Genomic DNA, 18,634 nt, shown 5'->3' on the forward strand with positions numbered 1-18,634 from the left:
GTTATAATTTACCAATTTAACCCTATATTAATTTAACACAATAAACATGAATATTCGTTGGACAGTTATTCTCGCTATTATTACATTAGTTTTATTAGGCTGGTTTTATTCGTTAAATCAGACAGATAGTGAATTAGCTGAATTAATTAAACAGGAAGAAAGCCCCGAATACGTTGGGAACAAAATGAATACCGTGATATATTCTCCCACCGGTGCCAAGCAATATGTGGCATTGTCTGATAAGGTGGAATATTACGAATACGATGGACATACGGATTTCTACATCCCGATAGTCTATTTATTTGACATTCAAAACGAAAAAACTCAACAAACAGAAAGTTGGAAATTAAGCGCTGACAAAGCTACATTAACCAAAGATAATATGTTGTATTTAAACGGCAATGTGTTGGGTGAAAGTTTATTACCACAATCTAAATTACAGCGTTTTGAAACGGAAAGTGCGGTGGTTAATTTGACTACGCAAGATATTAGTTCCGATAAACAAGTGAAAATTAACGGTTTAAATTTTACCTCTACAGGATTGAAATTAACGGGTAATTTACAACAACAAGTTGCCACATTGAAAGAACAGGTGAAAACTCACTATGAAATTAGTAAAACAAATGATGAAACCGATGAAACCCAAAATGAACAATAAAATTATGCTATTAACCGCGTTAATAATGACGTCGGTATCTGCTTTTGCATTAAAAGATGATACTAATCAACCGATTAGCATTACGTCTGATAATCAATCCTTAGATATGGAAAATAGCGTAGTTACGTTTACCGATAATGTGGTGATTGCCCAAGGTTCCATTTTAATTAAAGCGAATAAAGTCACTATTACTCGTCCGCCAGAAAATTCCGGTAAAAAAGAAACCGTGGAGGCTTTTGGTAGCCCCGTGAGTTTTCACCAAATGTTAGACACTGGAAAACCGGTAGATGGCAAAGCCAATAAAGTCCATTATGACTTAGGCACAGAATTTTTAACCTTAACAGGTAATGCGGAACTTAAACAGTTAGACAGTCAGATTAATGGTGAACGTATTACCTATGATGTTAAAAAACAACAACTTAAAGCAAATAGTTCAAACGGAACCCGAGTTAAAACCATATTAATTCCAACTCAGTTAAACGATAATAAAACGAAAAAATAAGGTAAGCGAAGATGGCCGTATTAAACGCTGAAAACCTAGCAAAAAGTTATAAAAGCCGCAAAGTCGTCTGTGACGTGAGTTTCACCGTGAAATCGGGGGAAATTGTGGGATTGCTTGGACCAAATGGTGCAGGTAAAACCACATCTTTCTATATGGTGGTTGGATTAGTGCGTCATGATGAAGGTAAAATCAGCATTGATAATGAAGATGTCAGTCTGTTACCTATGCATAATCGGGCACAAAAAGGAATCGGTTATTTACCACAAGAAGCCTCTATCTTTCGCCGGTTAAGTGTGTATGATAATTTAATGGCAGTATTAGAAATTCGTAAAGATTTAAATTCCGTACAACGTAAAGACAGAGCGGATGAGTTAATTGATGAATTTAATATTGGACATATTCGTGATAATCTAGGGCAATCTTTGTCAGGCGGTGAGCGTCGCCGAGTGGAGATTGCGCGTGCCTTAGCGGCTAATCCCAAATTTATTTTGTTAGATGAACCCTTTGCCGGAGTTGACCCCATTTCGGTAATCGACATTAAGAAAATCATTACAGATTTACGTAATCGTGGTTTAGGCGTGTTAATCACTGACCACAATGTGCGTGAAACCCTTGATGTGTGTGAACGTGCTTATATTGTGAGCGCCGGGCATATGATTGCTACGGGCACACCAAGTGAAGTGATGAGTAACGAACAGGTTAAACGTGTTTATCTTGGTGAAGAATTTAAATTATAAAGAAGAAAACCATGGCAAAATTCACCGCACTTTTACGTCCTGAAAATATTCGTCAAGGCGTTATTTGTTCAAGTAAAAAAACGGCATTAGAAATGGTGGCTGGTATTTTAGCTAAACAAGCAAATGTTGATGAAGTTGAATGCTTTGAAAGTCTATTTAATCGAGAAAAATTAGGTTGCACAGCACTCGGTAATGGTATCGCTATGCCTCGAGCTCGTCTATCACAAGGAGATAAGGTATTTGCGGTATTTTTACAATTAAATACTCCTATTGATTATGAAGCAGCAGATAAACGAGAAGTAGATTTAATTTTAGCCGTGATTATTCCTGAACAGCTTTGTCAAACTTATACTCCAATTCTGGTAGAATTAAGCGAGAAATTAAAAGACAAAACTCTGGATAAACAGCTTAGATCCGCGCAAAGTGCGGAGGAAATCTGGCAAATTTTTCAACATTTTGATGATCATAAACAAGAAAATATAGATTCAACAACGTAGCCACATTATTGAGAGAATTTATGGAATTGATTATTGTTAGCGGACGCTCAGGAGCAGGAAAATCTGTTGCTTTACGTGCTTTAGAAGACATCGGCTATTATTGTGTCGATAACTTACCCATTGAATTACTCCCTCAACTAGCCAAAATTCTCTCAAAAAACCAGCAGCTTGCCGCGGTGAGTGTTGATATTCGTAATCTCCCTGATTCAGCAGAATCCTTAGAACAAAGGATTATTCAGCTATCAGAACAACATCAAGTAAAAATTATTTTCTTAGATGCGGATCAGGATGTGTTAATTCGACGCTACAGTGATTCTCGTCGCCCCCACCCACTTTCATCGATCAAAGATATTTCCCTTGAAGTCGCCATTAATGCTGAACGTGATTATCTTGAACCTTTATATCAGCAAGCCAATATCATCATAGATACCACGGAATTATCCACCCACGAGCTGGCTGAAAAATTGCGAAAGTTCTTGCGTGGTGAAAATAATAAAGCACTTAAAATCGTGGTGGAATCCTTTGGCTTTAAATATGGTATTCCTCTTGATGCGGATTATGTATTTGACGTACGTTTTCTCCCCAACCCCCATTGGGATCCCTCTTTACGCTCAATGACTGGCTTAGAACAACCCGTCATTGACTTTTTGCAACGACATACCGAAGTGCATAATTTTATTTACCAAACACGTAACTTTATCGAAACTTGGCTCCCAATGTTAGAGAACAACAACCGCAGTTATTTAACCATTGCCATTGGTTGTACTGGTGGAAAACATCGTTCAGTGTATATTGCCGAACAAATTGGCAAGTATTTTAAAGATAAAGGGAAAAATGTATCAATTCAGCATAATTCCTTGAAGAACCATAAATCAAATTAAAAGTGCGGTGGAAATTTTCGTTATTCTGTCGTGCTTGTCCCAAATTTTTTCAAACTAGCAATGTGATTGTATAAGTTTATCCAATAATTATAGAAATAGATGATTATTGAGTGTTTATTGATAGGTTGATATTTTTAACTTTCCAAGGGTGGTACTGACAGAATGTTGATAATCTTTTCTGTTCTGTTACAATCAAGTTCTGAGATTCGCCCTGTCTATTAGAATATTGCCAAAGGCTATTATCACTATGAACTTGAAACATATGCGTTATTTTTTGGCCGTCGCACAGGAAGCCAATTTTGGTCGAGCGGCACAGCGCCTACATATCGCACAGCCTCCTTTAACTCGTCAAATTCGTGCTTTAGAAGAAGAGTTGGGTACAGATCTGTTCGTTCGTACAACCAAGGGAGCAGAATTGACTGAGGCAGGAGAAGTACTACTGGCTGAGGTACCCAATATACTCTCCTTGGTTCAACGTGCTAAAGAACAGACCCAACTTGCCAGCCAAGGAATGATTGGTCGCTTGGATATTGGTATTTTCAGTTCTGGCGTACTGTATGTTATCCCACAATTATTGGCACGTTTTCACGCCCAACGCCCGGGTGTGCGTATCGGTTTGCATAATATGAATAAGTACGAGCAAATAGAAGCGCTACGTGAGCGACGTATCAGTATTGGTTTTACTCGTTTTACACCACAAGAGGACGATATTGCAGTAGGCACTATATTGCAAGAACCCTTTATGGTTGCCTTATATGAAGAACACCCGCTCTGTAAACAAACATTGATTAAGCTGGCTGATTTAGCCGGCGAGTCTATTATTCTCTATCCCAATTTTCCCACCCATGGTTTGGCGCAAGAAGTCAGACAGGCTTTTGAGTACGAAGGGTGTAATTTAACGGTCGGTTGGGAAACGGAGGATTTCATTACTGCTATCGCTCTAGTTGCTAGCCGTCTCGGACTTTGTATTACGACCGCTTCTGTCGCCAATTTAAATTTGCCGGGCGTGGTTTATCGCCCTTTAATCAGCAAATATCTGCAATATATAGAACTCAACTATTTGTATCGACACAATGATAATTCTCCCGCATTACGGGCTTTCCTAGATGTTGTGCAGCAGTATCAGCATAGTGAATAATCACAATTGTCACGACCGATTTGATGTTATTTTCCCAGTTAAAATTCCTTATATTTTAGGTATCAAGACAAACAAAAAAAAGTATTGGATTCATCTTATAATCAAAATTATAGTGAGTAGTGCAGTACTTTTAATCATCTTATTCCAATACCTAATGGAGGATACATGAATACTACATTTTCTCAAAACACCTTACCCCCTGAGCCGATCTTTGATATTGCCAGCATTTCTGCGTTTGAGCTGTTTTCGCCCAATGTTGATGAAACAGTTTGGTTCTTTAAAGACTTACTTGGTATGATCGAGACTGGTCGCGATGGTGAATCCGTTTACCTACGTGGTTGGCAAGATCCCTATAAACATTCGCTGAAAGTGACTTATCGTGACCAACCGGGTATGGGTTACACCGCTTGGCGAACCACCAGTCCACAAGCTCTTGAAAGACGAGTAAAATCTATTGAGTCTTCAGGTTTGGGACGCGGTTGGGTCGAGCCCGAAGGCGGTATTGGCCGTGCTTATGAGTTTACTTTGCCAGATGGTGCCGTGCTACGGATTCATTGGGACGTGGAGTATTATCGTCCTGAGCAAGAGGAAAAAAGCGTGGTACTCAATCGTATTCAACGCCGTCCTTTACGTGGTATTCCTGTACGTCGTCTCGATCACATCAACATTCTTTCTCATAATGTAAGCGAGAATCACCGCTTTTTACGTGAGCATTTGGGGTTAAAACTCAGTGAACACATTGTATTTAGTGACAATACTGAAGTCGCTGCTTGGTTAAGATGTATGCACCGTTCTCATGACATAGCACTGGTACAAGATGCTGCGGGTCCCGGTGGACGATTACATCATGTAGCTTTCTTATATGGCAACATGCAACATTTAATGGACATTTGTGAAGTAGTAACCGATTACGGTTTAGAAATGGAAGCAGGTCCCGCCTCACACGCTATAAGCCAAGCTCAATTTGTGTATGTGCTTGAACCTGGTGGCAACCGTATTGAATTAGTTGGTGTACCAGGTTATATCATTGAAGATCCTGCTTGGGAGCCTGTACTTTGGAGCCAAGATCAGTTGGATAATGCGATTATTTGGTATGGTGCGCCGTTGCCGAAAGAATTTGATACTTATGGCACACCACATTATGGTCCAACTAACTACCGTACACCTAATCGCTATATTGCCGCCGAAGCCGCACATTTGCTTGGCAAGAAATAAAACGTTGATGCCATTTAACACTCAAGTAATCCCTTGAGTGTTTTTTTATGTGCTGTCTTTATCACAAATACCAAAAGTGCGGTATTTTTTCACCGCACTTTTTTGCAACAAAAGGACTGAATACCCTAAAAATATTCAGCCCTTATTCCCTATCTAATGTTAACGCTTGTTCAACAAATCCAACGCTACATCCACAATCATATCTTCTTGACCGCCGACCATGTGGCGTTTGCCTAATTCAATCAGAATATCCATGGTTTTTAAGCCATATTGTTTAGCTGCTCGTTCGGCATGACGTAAGAAACTGCTGTACACGCCAGCATAACCTAATGCTAAGGTTTCACGATCCACGCGTACTGGACGATCTTGTAACGGACGCACTAAATCATCAGCAGCGTCCATTAAACGATACAGATCACAACCATGATTCCAGCCCATACGTTCTGCTACGGCAATAAAAATTTCTAATGGTGCATTACCTGCTCCTGCGCCCATCCCCGTTAAACTAGCATCCACACGCTGACAACCTTCTTCCACGGCCACAACGGCATTGGCAACGCCCAATCCCATGTTATTATGAGTATGGATGCCGATTTGGGTTTCAGGGTTAAGCACATCACGAAATGCACGCACACGTTGGCGAATATCATCCATGTGCATTGCACCGCCTGAATCCACCACATACACACAACTTGCCCCATAGCTTTCCATTAATTTGGCTTGTTGAGCTAATTTTTCGGGTGTGGTCATGTGGCTCATCATCAAAAAGCCCACGGGATCCATACCTAATTCTCTGGCATATTCAAGATGTTGTTTGGACACATCGGCTTCGGTACAATGGGTTGCCACACGCACCACTCTCGCCCCCGCTTGATAAGCATTTTTGAGATCGTGAACCGTACCAATACCAGGTAACAATAAAGTGGTAATACGAGAATGGGTTAGCACATCCGCTGCGGCTTCAATCCATTCCAAATCGGTATGCGCTCCAAAACCATAGTTAAAACTTGAACCTTGCAAGCCATCGCCGTGTGCAATTTCAATGCTGTCTACTTTTGCTTCATCCAACGCTTTGGCGATTTGCTGCACTTGTTCAATACTGTATTGATGACGTACCGCATGGCTACCGTCACGCAAGGTCACATCGGAAATATAAAGTTTTTCTGTACTCATGGCTTATTTCTCCGTATTAAGTAACGACTGTGCCATACGTTCTGCGGTGGCAAGAGCAGCACTGGTCATAATATCCAAATTGCCGGCATAGGCGGGAAGATAATGTGCTGCTCCCTCTACTTCAATGAAAATAGAAGTTTTTAAGCCAGCCACACGTCCCAATCCCTCAATAAAAACAGGTTTTTCAAGGTGTTCAAATTGGACTTGTTGTTTAAGGCGATAACCTGGTACATAGCTTTGCACCGCCGCTGCCATGCGTTCAACAGATTCTCGAATGGCTTGTTCATCGGCTAGATCGCTTAAGGTATACACCGTATCACGCATCATCACTGGCGGTTCAGCTGGATTGAGTACAATCATGGCTTTACCTTTCTCTGCTCCACCGATGACTTCAATGGCTTTAGAGGTGGTTTCCGTAAATTCATCAATATTGGCTCGGGTGCCAGGTCCTGCACTTTTACTGGAAATAGATGCCACGATTTCCGCATAATGCACTTTGGTGACTTGCGACACCGCTGCCACCATAGGAATGGTGGCTTGACCGCCACAGGTAACCATATTCACATTTTGCTGATTGACATGCTGTTCAAGATTCACTACTGGCACACAATAAGGACCAATAGCCGCTGGGGTTAAGTCAATTAAACGAATATTCGGCTTAACGGCTCGCAAGGCAGCATCATTTTTTACATGTGCAGTGGCACTGGTGGCATCAAACACAATATCAATATCGGCAAATTCGTTCATTTCAATTAAACCTTGCACGCCTTGGTACGTAGTCGCTACACCCAATTTGGCAGCACGAGCCAAACCGTCTGAATTCGGATCAATCCCAACCAATACAGCAGCTTCAAGATGCTTACCATGGCGTAAGATTTTCATCAGTAAATCTGTACCAATATTGCCACTACCAATAATGGCGATTTTAATTTTCTTTTCACTCATTTTTGCACTCCTTTAAGCTGGATTTTGAGAGAGCGAAAATCCTGCCCTTCCCAAATGTTGCATTTCCACTTCAATATATTGACCAGATTTAATCCATTCCGCTGGCGTTGCTCCACCTGCTAAAATAATATCGCCTGCTTTTAAAGGTTCACCCGCCCCCGCTGCTAAACGAGCCGCCGCCACTAAAGAACGGATCGGATGCCCAAGCAAAGCAGCCGTTGATCCCACATGCAATGGGCGACCGTCAATGCTCATCACAAGACCAAGATTGCTAAAATCAATGGTCGGTGAATGCCAGCTACCGACTACAAAACCACTAGAAGAAGCATTATCGGCAATCACTTCGGGCAAATTAAATTTAAAATCTTTATAGCGAGAATCAATCACCTCCAAGGCTGGTGCAATGGCTTCCACCGCACTCAAGGCTTGTGCATTCGTCACTTGTGCCGGCAAATCTTTTTTCAGCAAAAATGCCAATTCAGGTTCAACCCGAGGATGAATAAAGCGATTTACTTCTACTTCAGAGCCTTCTTCAATTTGCATAGTATCGGTTAAACGTCCCCAAATGACATCGGATAAGCCCATTTGGATCATTTTGGCACGGCTGGTAAAGCCCATTTTGAAGCCTACTTGACGTTCACCACGGGCTAAACGTCGCCCAATGGAGAGTTTTTGAATATAATAAGCCTCTTCTAAAGTTAGTTTTCCTTCGCTGTCAATCTGTGCAATTTCTTGGCAGTTGAATGCAGCTTGATCCACAATCTGTGCAAAATTTTCTAAATGACTCATGGCTTATTTCTCCTCTGCATTATCGTTTTCAAACACCGCACGTACTGAACCTAAACCCTCAATATGGGCTTCAAAGCGTTCACCCGGTTTCACTGCTGCCATTGGACCTAACGCCCCTGAAAGCACCACATCGCCAGCTCGTAATGGCGTGCCAAGCTCTGCCATGGTGCGCGCCAGCCAAACTACGGCATTCAGTGGATGACCTAAACAAGCTGCTCCTGCCCCAGTAGAAACAGGTTCACCTGCACGGAACATCGCCATACCTGCCAACCGCAGATCCAAGCCACGCATTGAATAAGGCGTACCGCCCAAAACATATGCACCAAAGGATGCATTATCTGCCACGGTATCCACCAAGCCGATATTCCAATTTTCAATACGGCTACCGACTACCTCAATGGCAGCCACCGCATAATCTATCGCCCCTAACACATCGGCAAAACCGGGACGTTCATGGGGTAAATCACGCCCAAGTACAAAAGCAATTTCTGCTTCCACCTTAGGTTGATGCAAAAGAGAGAAAGGAATGGGCTGACTGTCACCAAATGCGAGATCATCAAATAAAGTACCAAAGTCAGGTTGATCTACGCCTAATTGTTTTTGCACCGCAACAGACGTTAAACCTATCTTACGTCCAGTAATACGCCGTCCAGCTTGTATCGCATGTTGTGTATTCGCGGCTTGAATTGCATAGGCATCTGCTAACGTCATGTTTGGATATTGCTCACGTAATGGCGTAATAAAACGCCCTGTATTTGTCGCCCCACGCAAAGAGGCTGCCGCCTGTTCAATGGTCTTCGCATCTAAATTTAAGCTCATTTTGATTCTCCTTTCGCCGCATCACGCTCGGCTTTACTTTGGTTTCCCACAATCCAGTGTGTTGCAGGAACTTGATTGACCACCACACGAATACTTTCCAGCGGTGCACCCAATTTAGTATGTGCAACCTGTGCGATTTCTTTTGCACATTCAGTTACAACCTTATCATCACGCCCCTCTACAAGGGTAATCTGTATTAATGGCATATCATGACCTCCACGAAATAAAAGAAAAATAGAATATTGATGAGAACATTATCAAAAAAACAGAGATAACTGTCCAATACCAAATTTCCTTTGAGTGATACTAAAGCGGTATTAAACAATATCAAAATTTCTGACCAAAAAAGTGCGGTGAAAAAAATTTGTTTTTTCACCGCACTTTTTCAACTTCAATAGTAAGGCGTAAAATGATTATTTCACAACCCCACCACTCGCCTGTAAATCCGCATGATAAGAAGAACGTACGAAAGGTCCACAAGCCGCGTGTTCAAATCCCATGGCTTCGGCTTTTTCGCGTAGTTCATCAAATTCTGTTGGGGGGACGTAACGTGCTACTGGTAAATGATGACGGCTTGGTTGTAAATATTGTCCCAGGGTGAGCATTGTCACGCCGTGATTACGCAAATCTTGCATTACTTCTAAAATTTCATCATTAGTCTCACCCAAGCCTACCATTAAGCCAGATTTAGTGGGTATATTAGGGAATTGTTGTTTAAAGCCTTTGAGTAATTTTAATGACCAATCATAATCTGCGCCCGGACGGATTTCACGATATAAGCGTGGTACATTTTCCAGATTATGGTTAAACACATCCGGTGGATTTTCCTTTAGAATTTCAATTGCTTGTTCAATTCTCCCACGAAAATCAGGTACAAGAATCTCAATTTTAGTATTTGGATTCAAAGCCCGAATTTCACGCACCGTGGCAGAAAAATGAGCCGCACCTCGATCGGTTAAATCATCACGATCGACTGAGGTAATCACCACATATTTTAATCTCATGTCCTGTACGGTTTCCGCGACTTTGCGTGGTTCATCAGGATCTAATGGCAACGGTTTACCATGTGCCACATCACAGAATGGACAACGACGAGTACAGATTGCGCCCATAATCATAAAGGTCGCCGTACCATGATTAAAACATTCATGTAAATTCGGGCAAGAAGCTTCTTCGCACACAGAGTGCAAACCGTGACGACGCATACCATTTTTAATGCTATCAATTTTTGCCGAACTGGCTGGCAATTTGATTTTCATCCATGACGGTTTTTTTAATAATTCCTGCTCGGGATCGATATTTTTGACTTGAATAATTGACGTTTTAGCCGCATCACGGTATTTAACGCCACGTTCCATTTTAAACGGAGTACCCATTTACTATCCTATCATCTATTTTAAACAAATAGTTTAATTGTTAAAAATTTGTTGCATATTATAGCCTAAAATTTCGCTAAAGTGTGCAACTAATTTTGGCGCAACTTTTTCACAGGTAGCATCTATAGGATCAATAAAATCTGCTAATTGACACATTTCCAGCCCAGCATAACCACAAGGGTTAATATAATGGAACGGCTGCAAATCCATCTTAATGTTTAACGCTAAACCATGAAAGGAACAACCTTTACGAATCCGCAAACCAAGAGAACAGATTTTTTTCTCAATACCCTGACAATCCACATATACACCGGGGGCATCTGCTTTAGGGTAGGCTTGTACGCTGTAATATGCTAAAGTTTTTACGACAGATTGTTCTAAAGCAGTAACTAAATGACGAACGCTAAAATCTCGTCCCGCTGCTTTGTGACGTTTAATATCAATCAATACATACATCACTTGTTGCCCCGGTCCGTGATAAGTAATCTGTCCACCACGATCCGACTGTACCACGGGAATATTGCTCGTTTGCAATAAATGCTCAGGTTTACCGGCTTGCCCTTGGGTAAAAACCGGATTATGCTGTACAAGCCAAATTTCATCCGCAGTATTTTCATCACGTTGATCAGTAAATGCCTGCATTTGATGCCAAATATCTTGATAATCCTGTCTGCCAAGTTGACGGATAATTAATGGAATATTCATCCTTTTTCTCCACTAAATCTATAGCACCATTCTCACACCATCAATTTTTGCTAGTTCCACATAAAGGGTTTCCACTTGCGCAATATTTTCCGCAATAATATCAATAGATACGGAATTATAAGTACCTTTCGAGCTAATGTGTTGGCGTGGGTTGTAATCCCCTTTGGCGTATTTTTGTGTTACGACGACGACATCATCCATTAAGTCTGGACGATTTTTCCCCACTACTTTAAAAGTAAAAGAGCAAGGGAAGTTTAACAAATCTTTTAATTGTTGCTGGGGAATATCGGCTAAATTAATTTCTTTTACGTTAATATCAGTCATATTTTTCCTTAAATTTTAAAAAAAAAGCACCGCACTTACATCAAAGTGCGGTAGATTCTTCATAAATTTTTCTTATTTTATTCTTTAAAACAAACTTTTAATCGTCAAAATTAGCCAATCCCAAGCACGCCCAAAGATACCAGCTTCACCCACATCTTTCATCACTTGAAGATTAACCGTCGCAATATCTTTACCATCTAACTGATAAATTACTTTACCGACGTTCTGTCCTTTTACTAACGGTGCTTCAAGTCCTTTGCCGTCATATTCAACACTCACTTTTAGATCCGTTTGGCGACCTTTCGGAATGGTGATAAACCCATCTTGTAATACCCCCACAGCGACTTTATTTTCATCACCATAGTAAACGGATTTTTCTTCGATAGCCTTGCCAGCTTGGAGGGTTTTTATAGATTCAAAATTATTAAAGCCCCATTGTAATAATTTCTTACTTTCCACCTCACGACCTTTATACGTCGCTACGCCCATGACCACAGAAATCAAACGCATTTCACCATTGTTTGTGGCAGATGCCACTAAATTATAACCCGCTTGATCCGTATGTCCAGTTTTCATACCATCCACATTAATCGTTTTATCCCACAATAAACCATTTCGGTTCGGTTGCTTAATATTATTAAATGTGAAATCTTTTTCTGCGTAAATTTTATATTCTTCGGGTAAATCACGAATAATATGTGAACCGATAATCGCCATATCTCGGGCAGATGAATATTGATTTGGGTCATCTAAACCATGTGGCGTAGTAAAATGGGTATTTTTCAAACCAAACTGTTCCGCATATTTATTCATTATTTCAATAAATTTATCTGTTGAACCAGCCACGTGTTCTGCTACAGCGACACAAGCATCATTGCCTGATACCACTATAATCCCACGATTTAAGTCGGACACAGAAACTTGTTGATTTAAATTTAAAAACATTTTTGATGAACCAGGGAAATTTTTTCCCCATGAACTTTCACCAATCGTGACAGTATCTGCTGGACTAATTTTACCTTGTTTAATTGCATCTCCGACCACATAACTGGTCATCATTTTGGTTAATGACGCAGGGTATTGACGTTGATCAGGATTTAAGGTTGCCAATACAGCACCTGAATGATAATCCATTAAAATATAGGTTTGAGCATTGATTTGTGGTGGACTAATACCAAAATCCACATCAGCTACACTGGTAAATGATAAGGATAACAAACTGGCAGCCAACACTATTTTTGTTTTTTGGGGTAAATTTTTTAACATGCTAATAATCCTGTAATACGTATAATACTTAATTTCTAACTAGGTGTAATTTTTCCACTTTCACATTGACCACTCCCGACGAAATCATACCGAGTTGTGATGCAGCAGAACGAGATAAATCAATCACTCTAGATTTGGTGAAAGGTCCACGATCATTAATTCTCACCACTACTTGACGATTATTTTTTAAATTCGTCACTAATACATGAGTGCCTATCGGTAATGTCCTATGTGCAGCGGTCAATTTTGTGCTATTGTAAATTTCACCACTGGCAGTACGGTTACCGTGAAATTTTTGGTGATAATAACTGGCTTTACCTGTTTTTTCATAATGTGCCGAACCAGTAGATATGTTGGTGTATTTTTTACCATTCACCATATAAATATTTTTATCACTGATCTTTTCTGTCTTAACTAAATTTACCCTAGGCGTACTTTTTGTCGCTTGAGCAGAAGATGTACAAGCCGTTAAAAAAAATGCTAAACAGATTGCTAATAATAGTTTAAATTTATGCATAAATTTCTCAATTTTATTTAAATACCATTTTATATAGAGTCGTTTAAAGGGGATTTAGTTCCCTTCTCCATAAAGAGTTTTTGTTTTATGAGTATGAATTGACATCACGATACCAAATCCAGCCATTAATGCAACAAAGGATGTACCGCCATAACTCACCAGTGGTAAAGGTACACCCACAACGGGTAAAATACCACTCACCATGCCAATATTGACGAAAATATACACGAAAAAAATTAAAAAGGTTGCCCCAGTTAAAATACGCCCAAAAGCATTTCTTGCTTGAGCCCCTATAACCAATCCACGGCTAATAATGAAAAAATAAATGGTCAATAAAATTAACACACCAATTAAACCATATTCTTCACTCAATACCGCAAAAATAAAATCCGTATGCGGTTCAGGTAAAAATTCTAACTGAGATTGGGTACCTTCCATCCAGCCTTTGCCCCATATTCCGCCCGAACCAATGGCAATTTTTGATTGCAAAATATGATAACCCGCACCTAAAGGATCTTTTTCAGGATCAAACAAGGTTAACACCCTCGTGCGTTGATAATCATGCATCAAATAAATCCACATAATCGGAATAAATGCCGCCAGCCCTAACACCGCAGTTAAAATAATCCACCAGCTCATACCGGCTAAGAATAACACAAAAATACCAGATGCGCTGACTAAAATAGCGGTGCCTAAATCCGGTTGAATGGCAACCAATAAAGTGGGAAAAATAATCATCATAAAAGCGACTAAGGTCTCTTTCCAATTAATCGGCTGTTGGCGATTTCCCAAGTAAACCGCCACCATCAGCGGAACCGCCAATTTAACGATTTCAGATGGTTGGAATCGAACGACCCCTAAATCTAACCAGCGTTGCGCTCCTTTACTGGTGGTTCCAATTAAATCCACTAATACTAACATAATCACCCCCACAATATATAAAATAGGCGCAATTTGTTGATAAAATCGCGGGGGAAGCTGTGCCATAATAAACATCACCGCAAAACCTAAAATCACTTGAATGACGCGGCTACGAAACATCACTTCACTGCCACCAGACGCACTGTAAAGTACTAATAATCCATAACCTGAAATCACGAGCAAGCCGATTAATAACCAAAAATCAAGGTGCAGTTTTCCCCATAAGCTAGGAATTAATGACGGTTTCTCATTCATTCTGTCATCTCTATTTCTGTTGCATTTTGCACCGCACTTTCAGCATTAATACTCGGTTCGGCATTGTCAGGTGCAACGGATTGTTGTGGTTGATTAATTCTTGGTAAACGTTGTAATAAATAATAATCCATCACTTGACGCACGATCGGTGCTGCATTACTGGAACCTCCACCGGCATTTTCTAAAATCATTGCCACCACAACTTTTGGATCATCATAAGGGGCATAAGCCATAAACCAAGCATGGTCATGCAAGAATTTCTTTAAATTACGTGCATCATATTTTTGCCCTTCTTTTAAACTAAACACCTGAGCTGTCCCCGATTTACCCGCTGCATCATAAGCCGCTCCGGCAAATGCTTTACGACCAGTTCCCGATGCGCCATGAATCACGCCAAACATACCACGTTTAGCCGCTGTCCATGCGCCTTCTGTCGGCTCCGTAATATCTTCATATAACAGCGGATCTTTATAACGTTCTAGCGATGAGCCATTAATTTCTTTCATTAAGTGTGGCGTATTTACTTGACCATTATTGACTAATACAGCCAGCGCCTTAGCTAATTGTAATGGTGTTGCCGTCCAATAGCCTTGACCGATCCCCACTGGAATGGTATCACCTATTACCCAAGGTTTTTTATAACGCCGTTGTTTCCATTCACGATCAGGCATAATCGCCGCAGTTTCTTCTTTAATATCTATTCCCGTCGGCATACCAAAACCAAATTTTTTCATCCATTCGGATAAACGATCAATACCTAATTTATAAGCCACTTGATAAAAATAAGTATCAGAAGATTCAGTAATCGCTTTTTGCAAATCCGTATTACCATGCCCCGATTTTTTCCAGTCACGGAATTTTTTGGTGCTATTTGGCAACATCCAATAACCTGGATCGAAAACTGTGGTACCAGAGGTAATCACATTTTCAGTTAACGCTGCTACAGCAATAAAGGGTTTTACCGTAGAAGCCGGCGGGTAAGCTCCCTGTGTTGCGCGACTATATAACGGACGATCTTCATCATCTAACAAACGTTTATAATCTGCGCCAGAAATACCGCCTACAAATAAATTATTGTTATAACTCGGACTAGATACCATCGCCAAAATACTGCTATCTTTCGGATCTAACACCACCACCGAGCCTTTTTGCTTACCTAACAAATCCATAATAAATTGTTGTAACGGCAAATCAATCGTGAGATGAATACTTTTGCCCGCAATCGGTTGTTGCTCGCTCAGTTTACGAATCACTTTACCACGGCTATTAATTTCTACCTGTTCATAACCCGGTTTACCGTGTAATTCATCTTCATAATAACGTTCAATCCCCAGTTTACCAATATCCGTGGTGCCGGCATAATTTGCATCTTTTTCTTCTTTTTTCAGCCGTTCCGCATCTTTATCATTAATTTTCGACACATAGCCTAAAATATGGGTCATAGTCTCGCCATATAAATAATTCCGCTTAAAATAAGGTCGAATATCCGCACTTGGATAGTTATACTGATTCACCGCAAAGCGAGCTATTTGTTCTTCATTTAAATTCGGTTTTAAAAGAATCGGCGTATAACGGGTTGAACGACGACGTTCTTTCTTAAATTGTTCAATATCTTCATCCGTTAATCCCACTACCATTCGCAATTCTTCAAAAGTGCGGTCTAAATCTTCCACTTTTTCTGGCACAATATACAAGCCAAAAAACGTCAGATTTTCTGCCAATAAGGTACCATTACGGTCATAAATCAAACCACGCGTAGGGGCAACGGGTAATAGTTTAATTCTATTGCCATTCGAACGTGTTTGATATTTATCAAAATCCACCACTTGCAAATGATATAAATTTGTCAACAACACGGTGGCTAATACCAGTGTACCGATAAAAGCAATCAACGCCCGACGGATAAATAAATTGCGTTCTGCCCGATTATCTCGAATCGGTTCGTGACGGGGTTTAGCAAATAACGCCGAGAATAATTGAGTTAACCAATGCATAGCCATTTATTCACGATGATAGGGGTGATTGGTAGTTAATGACCAAGCTCGATACAGGCTTTCAGCCACGATGACTCGTACTAAAGGATGGGGTAATGTCAATGGCGACAATGACCAACTTTGTTCGGCAAGTGCTTTACATTCAGGCGACAACCCCTCTGGACCACCGATCAATAGGCAAATATCTCGTCCGTCATTTTTCCAACTCTCCAATTGCTCGGCTAATTGCGATGTGGTCCAAGATTTCCCCGGAATATCCAAGGTGACAATTTTTCCTTTACCACAAGCAGCTAACATTGCCTTACCTTCTTGCTCTAAAATACGCTTAATATCCGCATTCTTACCACGTTTTCCGGCAGGCACTTCGACCAATTCAAACGGCATATCCTTAGGAAAACGACGTTGATATTCTTCAAAGCCTGTTTTTACCCAATCTGGCATTTTTGTTCCAACAGCAATCAGTTGTATTTTCATAAAAGTGCGGTCAATTTTTACTAACTTTTTTAAGCCCAAAGTTTTTCAAGTTGATAAAGCTCCCGACTATCTGCCTGCATAATATGCACAATAGCTTGTCCGAAATCGACGACTACCCAGTCTGCAGTCGCTTTACCCTCTTCACCAAAACTCTCAAAACCTGCTTGTTTAGTTTCATCAATAAGTTTTTGTGCTAAAGATGCCACATGGCGGCTTGAGGTTCCCGTGCAAATAATCATATCATCGGTAATCGATGATTTCTTTCTCACATCAATGGCTTGAATATCCGTGGCTTTCAGGTCATCTAATTTATGAATTAAAAAATCGGTTAAGTTCATATTGTATTTTCTATATGCTATTTAAAAGAGAGCAATTTTAACACAGGATTGAAAGGATAGGAAATGTTTGGTGCCCCAATAACAGCTTATAGCAAGTATGTTACCGAGTATAAGTGGATCGAATGACTATCGTTCCCTTTGATATTAATATTGTACGTCTAGCTCTTTTAATTTCATCATTCCAATCCTTTTATATCTATCAACCTTTCTTGTTGATATTTTTTGGGTGTATATTGCGTTACTTTGTAAAATTGTTTTGAAAAATAACTTAAATTATTAAAACCGCAGCTATATGCAATATCCGTAATTCTACTTGATGTATTCAGTAACATTTCTTTCGCTTTCTCAACTCTATATTCATTTAAGAAAGAAATAGGGCTTTGTTGAGCATATTTTTTGAATAATTGACAACATTTACTACGACAAATATTGGCAGAAGATGCAATATTATCTAGTTTCAATGGGTGCATATAGTTTTGATAAATAAACTGGGTCATTTTCTTTTGTAACAAGAGTTCCCTGACATCTTCATGTGGATTATTATCTATTTTTTCTTTAATTAGGTTATACCAATTTTTCCAAAAATGGCATGCAATAGCGATACAATCTAAATCAATAGATTGATGATGATGTATTTGTTCAGAATAGATAGCACCAAATTGTTCTATATTTTTTAAGATATTTTGATGTTGAATATTATGTTCGTATAGGCAACAGACATCTAAATGATAAGATGAGATAATTGGAAAAATGAAATGATGATATATTGGTGAATTTTCGCCTAAAATGTAAGGATTAATCAGGACACAAATAAAATGACAATCCCTATTATGATGGGAAAAACCATAGTGCATCGCTTTAGAATTAACAATAATGCCGTCATTCTTCTTTAAATGGTAAGTCTTACCATTAACATAATAATTCATCTCACCATCAATAATTTTGACGAGTTCAACATCATCGTGCCAATGACATAATGCTTTCATTCCATCAAAATAGGAAAGTCTATTTTTTTGTATGCCAATATTGGTATAAGGAAGATAGGACTGAACGATTTCTGCCGCATCTTTCATCAGTTTTAATTCTATTTTCACCTTACCGCCAAAATAC

General features: G+C 39.9%; 22 protein-coding genes. 7 read left to right on the forward strand and 15 right to left on the reverse strand.

From position 1 onward, the window contains the following. Nucleotides 1–46 precede the first annotated feature (46 nt). The 7 genes from lptC to O1Q79_RS07290 all read left to right on the forward strand — a co-directional run bounded on the left by lptC (nt 47) and on the right by O1Q79_RS07290 (nt 5,628). On the forward strand, nt 47–658 hold the full coding sequence (lptC, locus tag O1Q79_RS07260) for an LPS export ABC transporter periplasmic protein LptC (RefSeq protein WP_386691346.1): 612 nt from the start codon (nt 47–49) through the stop codon (nt 656–658). After that, the gene (gene lptA, locus O1Q79_RS07265) at nt 648–1,160 is read left to right on the forward strand and encodes a lipopolysaccharide transport periplasmic protein LptA (protein WP_386691348.1); all 513 of its coding nucleotides are present in this window, start codon (nt 648–650) and stop codon (nt 1,158–1,160) included. Before lptC ends, lptA begins: the two co-directional genes overlap by 11 nt. 11 nt (nt 1,161–1,171) lie before the next feature. Further along, entirely contained in the window at nt 1,172–1,897 is a 726-nt protein-coding gene (lptB, locus tag O1Q79_RS07270; RefSeq protein WP_386691350.1) for an LPS export ABC transporter ATP-binding protein, read from the forward strand. 11 nt (nt 1,898–1,908) lie between these two features. After that, nucleotides 1,909–2,394, forward strand: coding sequence for a PTS IIA-like nitrogen regulatory protein PtsN (gene ptsN, locus O1Q79_RS07275; protein ID WP_132302640.1), 486 nt, complete (start codon nt 1,909–1,911; stop codon nt 2,392–2,394). A gap of 20 nt (nt 2,395–2,414) precedes the next feature. Next, the gene (rapZ, locus tag O1Q79_RS07280) at nt 2,415–3,275 is read left to right on the forward strand and encodes an RNase adapter RapZ (protein WP_132302639.1); all 861 of its coding nucleotides are present in this window, start codon (nt 2,415–2,417) and stop codon (nt 3,273–3,275) included. Nucleotides 3,276–3,522: 247 nt separating this feature from the next. Then, a complete protein-coding gene (locus tag O1Q79_RS07285; RefSeq protein ID WP_386691353.1) occupies nt 3,523–4,413 on the forward strand; it encodes a LysR family transcriptional regulator in 891 nt (296 codons plus the stop codon). A gap of 165 nt (nt 4,414–4,578) precedes the next feature. Beyond that, a complete protein-coding gene (locus tag O1Q79_RS07290) occupies nt 4,579–5,628 on the forward strand; it encodes a VOC family protein (RefSeq protein ID WP_386691355.1) in 1,050 nt (349 codons plus the stop codon). A gap of 159 nt (nt 5,629–5,787) precedes the next feature. On the opposite strand, the gene dmpG is transcribed toward O1Q79_RS07290, so the two are convergent. The 15 genes from dmpG to O1Q79_RS07365 all read right to left on the reverse strand — a co-directional run bounded on the left by dmpG (nt 5,788) and on the right by O1Q79_RS07365 (nt 18,618). Then, nucleotides 5,788–6,801 carry a 4-hydroxy-2-oxovalerate aldolase gene (dmpG, locus tag O1Q79_RS07295; RefSeq protein ID WP_386691357.1) on the reverse strand — a complete coding sequence of 338 codons (1,014 nt, stop codon included), beginning with the start codon at nt 6,799–6,801 and terminating at the stop codon, nt 5,788–5,790. Nucleotides 6,802–6,804: 3 nt separating this feature from the next. Further along, nucleotides 6,805–7,746: an acetaldehyde dehydrogenase (acetylating) gene (locus O1Q79_RS07300; protein WP_386691359.1), complete on the reverse strand. Its 942-nt coding sequence runs from the start codon at nt 7,744–7,746 to the stop codon at nt 6,805–6,807. A 12-nt stretch (nt 7,747–7,758) separates the two neighbouring features. Then, the gene (locus O1Q79_RS07305) at nt 7,759–8,535 is read right to left on the reverse strand and encodes a 2-keto-4-pentenoate hydratase (RefSeq protein ID WP_386691361.1); all 777 of its coding nucleotides are present in this window, start codon (nt 8,533–8,535) and stop codon (nt 7,759–7,761) included. Between the two features lie 3 nt (nt 8,536–8,538). Beyond that, nucleotides 8,539–9,354 (reverse strand): 2-keto-4-pentenoate hydratase, encoded by an 816-nt coding sequence (mhpD, locus tag O1Q79_RS07310; RefSeq protein ID WP_386691363.1) that lies wholly within the window; start codon nt 9,352–9,354, stop codon nt 8,539–8,541. Then, complete coding sequence (locus tag O1Q79_RS07315) at nt 9,351–9,560, reverse strand: tautomerase family protein (protein WP_132302632.1); 210 nt, start codon at nt 9,558–9,560, stop codon at nt 9,351–9,353. The genes mhpD and O1Q79_RS07315 overlap by 4 nt, the downstream gene beginning before the upstream one ends. Before the next feature lie 207 nt (nt 9,561–9,767). Then, nucleotides 9,768–10,730: a lipoyl synthase gene (gene lipA, locus O1Q79_RS07320; RefSeq protein WP_386691365.1), complete on the reverse strand. Its 963-nt coding sequence runs from the start codon at nt 10,728–10,730 to the stop codon at nt 9,768–9,770. Nucleotides 10,731–10,763: 33 nt separating this feature from the next. After that, nucleotides 10,764–11,435 (reverse strand): lipoyl(octanoyl) transferase LipB, encoded by a 672-nt coding sequence (gene lipB / locus O1Q79_RS07325; RefSeq protein ID WP_386691367.1) that lies wholly within the window; start codon nt 11,433–11,435, stop codon nt 10,764–10,766. Nucleotides 11,436–11,453: 18 nt separating this feature from the next. After that, nucleotides 11,454–11,759, reverse strand: a complete 306-nt coding sequence (gene ybeD, locus O1Q79_RS07330; RefSeq protein WP_132302625.1) for a DUF493 family protein YbeD — start codon at nt 11,757–11,759, stop codon at nt 11,454–11,456. A gap of 84 nt (nt 11,760–11,843) precedes the next feature. Next, nucleotides 11,844–13,025 carry a serine hydrolase gene (locus O1Q79_RS07335; protein WP_386691370.1) on the reverse strand — a complete coding sequence of 394 codons (1,182 nt, stop codon included), beginning with the start codon at nt 13,023–13,025 and terminating at the stop codon, nt 11,844–11,846. A 28-nt stretch (nt 13,026–13,053) separates the two neighbouring features. After that, on the reverse strand, nt 13,054–13,542 hold the full coding sequence (locus O1Q79_RS07340; RefSeq protein WP_386691372.1) for a septal ring lytic transglycosylase RlpA family protein: 489 nt from the start codon (nt 13,540–13,542) through the stop codon (nt 13,054–13,056). 54 nt (nt 13,543–13,596) lie between these two features. Next, nucleotides 13,597–14,718 carry a rod shape-determining protein RodA gene (rodA, locus tag O1Q79_RS07345; RefSeq protein WP_386691374.1) on the reverse strand — a complete coding sequence of 374 codons (1,122 nt, stop codon included), beginning with the start codon at nt 14,716–14,718 and terminating at the stop codon, nt 13,597–13,599. Next, on the reverse strand, nt 14,715–16,712 hold the full coding sequence (gene mrdA / locus O1Q79_RS07350; protein WP_386693368.1) for a penicillin-binding protein 2: 1,998 nt from the start codon (nt 16,710–16,712) through the stop codon (nt 14,715–14,717). Before mrdA ends, rodA begins: the two co-directional genes overlap by 4 nt. A gap of 6 nt (nt 16,713–16,718) precedes the next feature. Further along, nucleotides 16,719–17,186 carry a 23S rRNA (pseudouridine(1915)-N(3))-methyltransferase RlmH gene (gene rlmH / locus O1Q79_RS07355; protein WP_386691376.1) on the reverse strand — a complete coding sequence of 156 codons (468 nt, stop codon included), beginning with the start codon at nt 17,184–17,186 and terminating at the stop codon, nt 16,719–16,721. A gap of 29 nt (nt 17,187–17,215) precedes the next feature. Then, nucleotides 17,216–17,524 carry a ribosome silencing factor gene (gene rsfS / locus O1Q79_RS07360; protein ID WP_386691378.1) on the reverse strand — a complete coding sequence of 103 codons (309 nt, stop codon included), beginning with the start codon at nt 17,522–17,524 and terminating at the stop codon, nt 17,216–17,218. A 176-nt stretch (nt 17,525–17,700) separates the two neighbouring features. Then, nucleotides 17,701–18,618, reverse strand: coding sequence for a helix-turn-helix domain-containing protein (locus tag O1Q79_RS07365; protein WP_386691380.1), 918 nt, complete (start codon nt 18,616–18,618; stop codon nt 17,701–17,703). Between the last annotated feature and the right edge of the window lie 16 nt (nt 18,619–18,634).

It is taken from the genome of Lonepinella sp. MS14434, assembly GCF_042468235.1.
Classification (GTDB): domain Bacteria; phylum Pseudomonadota; class Gammaproteobacteria; order Enterobacterales; family Pasteurellaceae; genus Lonepinella.

Coding starts and splice junctions, on each gene's coding strand:
- lptC (WP_386691346.1), top strand. CDS start 47: ATGAATATTCGTTGGACAGTTATTCTCGCTATTATTACATTAGTTTTA.
- lptA (WP_386691348.1), top strand. CDS start 648: ATGAACAATAAAATTATGCTATTAACCGCGTTAATAATGACGTCGGTA.
- lptB (WP_386691350.1), top strand. CDS start 1,172: ATGGCCGTATTAAACGCTGAAAACCTAGCAAAAAGTTATAAAAGCCGC.
- ptsN (WP_132302640.1), top strand. CDS start 1,909: ATGGCAAAATTCACCGCACTTTTACGTCCTGAAAATATTCGTCAAGGC.
- rapZ (WP_132302639.1), top strand. CDS start 2,415: ATGGAATTGATTATTGTTAGCGGACGCTCAGGAGCAGGAAAATCTGTT.
- O1Q79_RS07285 (WP_386691353.1), top strand. CDS start 3,523: ATGAACTTGAAACATATGCGTTATTTTTTGGCCGTCGCACAGGAAGCC.
- O1Q79_RS07290 (WP_386691355.1), top strand. CDS start 4,579: ATGAATACTACATTTTCTCAAAACACCTTACCCCCTGAGCCGATCTTT.
- dmpG (WP_386691357.1), bottom strand. CDS start 6,801: ATGAGTACAGAAAAACTTTATATTTCCGATGTGACCTTGCGTGACGGT.
- O1Q79_RS07300 (WP_386691359.1), bottom strand. CDS start 7,746: ATGAGTGAAAAGAAAATTAAAATCGCCATTATTGGTAGTGGCAATATT.
- O1Q79_RS07305 (WP_386691361.1), bottom strand. CDS start 8,535: ATGAGTCATTTAGAAAATTTTGCACAGATTGTGGATCAAGCTGCATTC.
- mhpD (WP_386691363.1), bottom strand. CDS start 9,354: ATGAGCTTAAATTTAGATGCGAAGACCATTGAACAGGCGGCAGCCTCT.
- O1Q79_RS07315 (WP_132302632.1), bottom strand. CDS start 9,560: ATGCCATTAATACAGATTACCCTTGTAGAGGGGCGTGATGATAAGGTT.
- lipA (WP_386691365.1), bottom strand. CDS start 10,730: ATGGGTACTCCGTTTAAAATGGAACGTGGCGTTAAATACCGTGATGCG.
- lipB (WP_386691367.1), bottom strand. CDS start 11,435: ATGAATATTCCATTAATTATCCGTCAACTTGGCAGACAGGATTATCAA.
- ybeD (WP_132302625.1), bottom strand. CDS start 11,759: ATGACTGATATTAACGTAAAAGAAATTAATTTAGCCGATATTCCCCAG.
- O1Q79_RS07335 (WP_386691370.1), bottom strand. CDS start 13,025: ATGTTAAAAAATTTACCCCAAAAAACAAAAATAGTGTTGGCTGCCAGT.
- O1Q79_RS07340 (WP_386691372.1), bottom strand. CDS start 13,542: ATGCATAAATTTAAACTATTATTAGCAATCTGTTTAGCATTTTTTTTA.
- rodA (WP_386691374.1), bottom strand. CDS start 14,718: ATGAATGAGAAACCGTCATTAATTCCTAGCTTATGGGGAAAACTGCAC.
- mrdA (WP_386693368.1), bottom strand. CDS start 16,712: ATGCATTGGTTAACTCAATTATTCTCGGCGTTATTTGCTAAACCCCGT.
- rlmH (WP_386691376.1), bottom strand. CDS start 17,186: ATGAAAATACAACTGATTGCTGTTGGAACAAAAATGCCAGATTGGGTA.
- rsfS (WP_386691378.1), bottom strand. CDS start 17,524: ATGAACTTAACCGATTTTTTAATTCATAAATTAGATGACCTGAAAGCC.